The 4,099-nt window shown below is 68.5% G+C and carries 1 protein-coding gene; it reads right to left on the bottom strand.

Going from position 1 to position 4,099, the window contains the following annotated elements; translation table 11 throughout:
• Window positions 1–4,099, bottom strand: a 4,099-nt coding sequence (locus tag BMX65_RS31080; RefSeq protein ID WP_143081908.1) for a non-ribosomal peptide synthetase, incomplete at both ends; no start/stop codon positions are given.

The raw sequence follows: 4,099 nt of genomic DNA, 5'->3' as shown, positions 1-4,099 counted from the left end.
CCCCGCTTGAGCCGCACATCCACAGCCCCCACACGGCCATCACCCCCGGCCAGCTCCGTGAAGAACTCCGGAGCCACCACCAACTCCTTCTCCAACAACACCGCACGATCCACCACCGCACGCGCCTGCACACCACGATCCCCATGCACCGCCGCATGCAAAGCACGCAACGACCCCGCATGCCGCACATCCCCCACCACCACACGACCACCCGGCACCAACAACTCCAGCACCCGGTCCAACACCCGGGCCAGATACTCCCCATCCGGGAAGTACTGCACCACCGAATTGATCACCACCGTGTCGAAATACCCCAAGGGCAGGTCCCCGGCCTCATCCGCCGCCTGACACCGCAACCACACCCGATCCGCCAACCCCGCCCCGGCCACCTGGCGACGAAGCCGCTCAATCACCGCACCCGACAGATCCGTACCCCAATACTCCCCAACCCCCGGCGCCAAATGGCCCATCAACAGACCAGACCCCACCCCGATCTCCAGAACCCGGCCACCACCAAAACCACGCACCCGCTCAACAACCGCATCCCGCCACGCCCGCATCTCACCCAACGGAATCGGCTCACCGGTGTATGCGCTGTCCCAGCCGGCGAAATCCTCACCGAACTCGCCATAGGCACTCTCGGCATAAACCGAGTCATAGATCTCGCGCCATTCCTCCACCTGGGCATCGCTCACCATGGCGGGCTCCATGACCGCACCGGGACCGGCAGCGGTCCCGGCCGCGGCAGCCGCCTCGAGGTCCGGCACGACGTACGCGGCGAGTCGCTGGTCACCGGGCACGTCCTCACGCGCCACCACCGCCGCCTCCCGCACACCCGCACAGCCGGCCAGCACCGACTCGATCTCCCCCGGCTCGATCCGGAAGCCCCGCAGCTTCACCTGCTCATCCGCACGCCCCACGAACTCCAACTGACCGTCCGCACGCCACCGCACCAGGTCACCCGTGCGATACATCCGCACGCCCGCCTCGAACGGAGAGGCCACAAACCGCTCCGCCGTCAGCCCGGGACGCCGCAGATAGCCACGTGACACCTGGACGCCGGTGGCATAGAGCTCTCCCACGACTCCGACCGGGACCGGCTGCAGGCCCGCGTCGAGGACGAACAGCCGGGTGTTCCACATCGGCCGTCCGATCGGAACGCTGTGCGCGGCACCGTCCGGGCCCTGCCAGACCGAGGAGGCGACCTGGATGGTCATCTCGGTCGGGCCGTAGAGGTTGGAGAGCTCGCTGTTCCAGGAGGCGGCGATGCGAGCGGCGAGATCCGGGCGCAGGGCCTCGCCACTGGCCCAGATACGCCGCACCGAGTGCCCGGCAGGCGGCTCGGGCAGATTGGCCAGCAGGGACGGCGGGAACTGCGCGACCGTGACGCTGTTGTCTGCCATGAAGGAGACGAGGCGCTGCGGGTCGCGCACCACGTCGCCGGGGGCCACGCAGACTGCGGCACCGTGCAGCAGAGGGAACCAGATCTCCAGTCCGACGGAGTCGAACCGTACGGAGGTACGGAACAGCAGTACGTCGCCGGGCCCGACCGGGTAGGCGTCCTGCATCCACTGCAGATTGTTCGCCAGCCCGCGGTGTTCGACCACGACGCCCTTCGGCCGTCCGGTGGAGCCGGAGGTGTAGATGACGTACAGCGGGCCGGTCGGAGTCAGCGGAGCCAGGCGATCGGCATCCGTCAGGTCGGAGGCGTCCTGCTGAGCGACTGCTTCGTCGGTCGACGTCTCGTCCACGACGACGCGCGGGACCTCCGCGTCCACGGCGCCCGGGTCGTGGTCGCGGGAGACGAGCATCAGTGCCGGCTGCGCGTCATCCAGTGTGCGTCGGAGACGCTCGGCCGGGTCCTCGGGGTCGAGCGGGAGATAGGCGGCACCGGTCTTGATCACCGCGAGGAATGCCACGACCGTGTCGGCGGAGCGGGGCAGAGCAACGGCCACCAGTTGCTCGGGCCCGGCGCCCCGGGTGACCAGATGGCGGGCGAGTCGGTTGGCTCGCGCGTTCACCTCGGCATAGCTGAGCGTCGTGTCGGCGGACAGCACGGCAGTGGCATCCGGAGTACGCGCCACCTGTGCCTCGACCAAGCTGGCGAGAGTCTCTCGGCGCACGTCGACCGCGGTGTCGTTCCAGGTCGTCAGGGTCTTCTGCCGCTCGGCCTGGGTCAGCAGGACGGCCTTGCCGATGGGCTGTGCGGGGTCGCTGAGCGCCTGCTCCAGCAGTCGCTTCCAGCGGTCGAAGAGCGCCTCGATCGTGGAAAGGTCGAACAGGTCCGTCGCGTACTCCACGACGGTCTCGATCCCCGCGGGGGCCCCGGCGGCGTCGTGCCGTTCGGTCAGCGACAGCAGCATGTCGAACCGCGCTGTGCCCGGATCGGCCTCGGTCGTGCTGACCTGCAGTCCTGGAAGCGTGAAGTCCGCCTGGTCGGTGTTCTGGAGGACGAGTGCGACCTGGAAGAGCGGGTGGTGGGAGGTGGAACGGTTCGGGTTCAGCAACTCCACCAGATGTTCGAAGGGAACGTCCTGGTGCGCGTACGCCGCCAGACTCGACTCCCGCACCCGACCCAGCAACTCCTCGAACCCCGGATCACCCGACGTGTCCGTCCGCAGCACGAACGTGTTCACGAACAAGCCGACAAGATCGTCCAGCGCCTCATCGGTACGCCCCGCCACACCACTGCCCAACGCGATATCGGTCCCCGCACCCAAACGCGTCAGCAAAGCCGCCATACCGGCCTGCAACACCATGAACACGGTGGAACCGGTTTCGCGGGCCAGTTCCGCCATGCGCCGGTGCAGCGCTCCCTCGATCTCGAACGTGACGGTCTCACCGGCGTACGAGGCCACTGCCGGCCGGGGCCGGTCGGTCGGGAAGGTCACCTGTTCGGGCAGATCCGCCAGCTTGTCGCGCCAGTAGTCGACCTGCTGGGCGTAGAGGCTGTCCGGGTCGTCCTCGTCACCCAGCAGCTCACGCTGCCACAGCGTGTAGTCCGCATACTGCACCGGCAACTCCGACCACTGCGGCACACCACCCCGCGAACGCGCCGTATACGCCGCCACCACATCCCGCGCCAGCGGACCCATCGACCACCCGTCCGCTGCGATGTGGTGGAACAGCAACAGGAGGACACTGGTGTCGTCATCCGTGTCGAAGAGCCAGGCCCTGAGCGGTGTCTCGGAAGCGAGTTCGAACCCGTAGCGGGACACCTCCTGCAGCACTGTCGGCAACTCGGCCTCACTCACCCGACGGTGCTCCCAGCCGAACGCGGCATCGACAGAGTCGAGCACCACCTGGCGGGGCTCGCCGTTCACCTCCGGGAAGACCGTACGCAGCGACTCGTGCCGAGCGGCCACATCGAGCAGCGCCGCGTGCAGCGCCTCCACGTCGACGGAGCCGGCGAGGCGGAACGCCAGCGGCATGTTGTAAGTGGCGGACGGTCCCTCCAGCTTGTGCAGGAACCACAGACGACGCTGCGCGAACGACAGCGGCACCACATCCGGCCGCTCCACCGGCACCAGCGACCTACGGACGCGGCCCTCGCCACGCAGCCGCTCCACCAAGAGCGCCACGGTCGGAGCCTCGAAGACATCCTTGATGGGAAGCTCGACGCCGACCACGCTGCGGATGCGGCTCACCAGCCGGGTGACGAGGAGGGAGTGGCCGCCGAGGTCGAAGAAGCTGTCGTCGATCCCGACCCGTTCGAGGCCCAGGACCTCGGCGAACAGCCCGCACAGCGTCTCCTCCTGCGGAGTACGAGCGGCACGACCAGTCGCCGCAGACACGTACTCGGGTGCGGGCAGTGCCTTGCGGTCCAGCTTCCCGTTCGGCGTGAGCGGCAGCCGGTCCAGCACCATCACCGCCGAGGGCACCATGTACTCCGGCAACCCCTCGGAAAGCCGCACACGCGCCGCCTTCACCACCGCGCCGACACCCCGCGCCGCCACCGGACTGTTCACCCACGGACCACCCGAAACAGCCGGCACATACACACCCGACAACGCTCCTTCGTCCCCGTCGTCCGGCAGCACGACCGCATCGAACAGCGCCACCGAGCGGGACGACCACGTCACCACCACCCGCCACCCCA

This window comes from Streptomyces qinglanensis, from assembly GCF_900111245.1.
Taxonomy (GTDB): domain Bacteria; phylum Actinomycetota; class Actinomycetes; order Streptomycetales; family Streptomycetaceae; genus Streptomyces; species Streptomyces qinglanensis.
The sequence above is the reverse complement of the archived record's forward strand: the minus strand, read 5'-3'. Positions and strand labels throughout refer to the sequence as shown.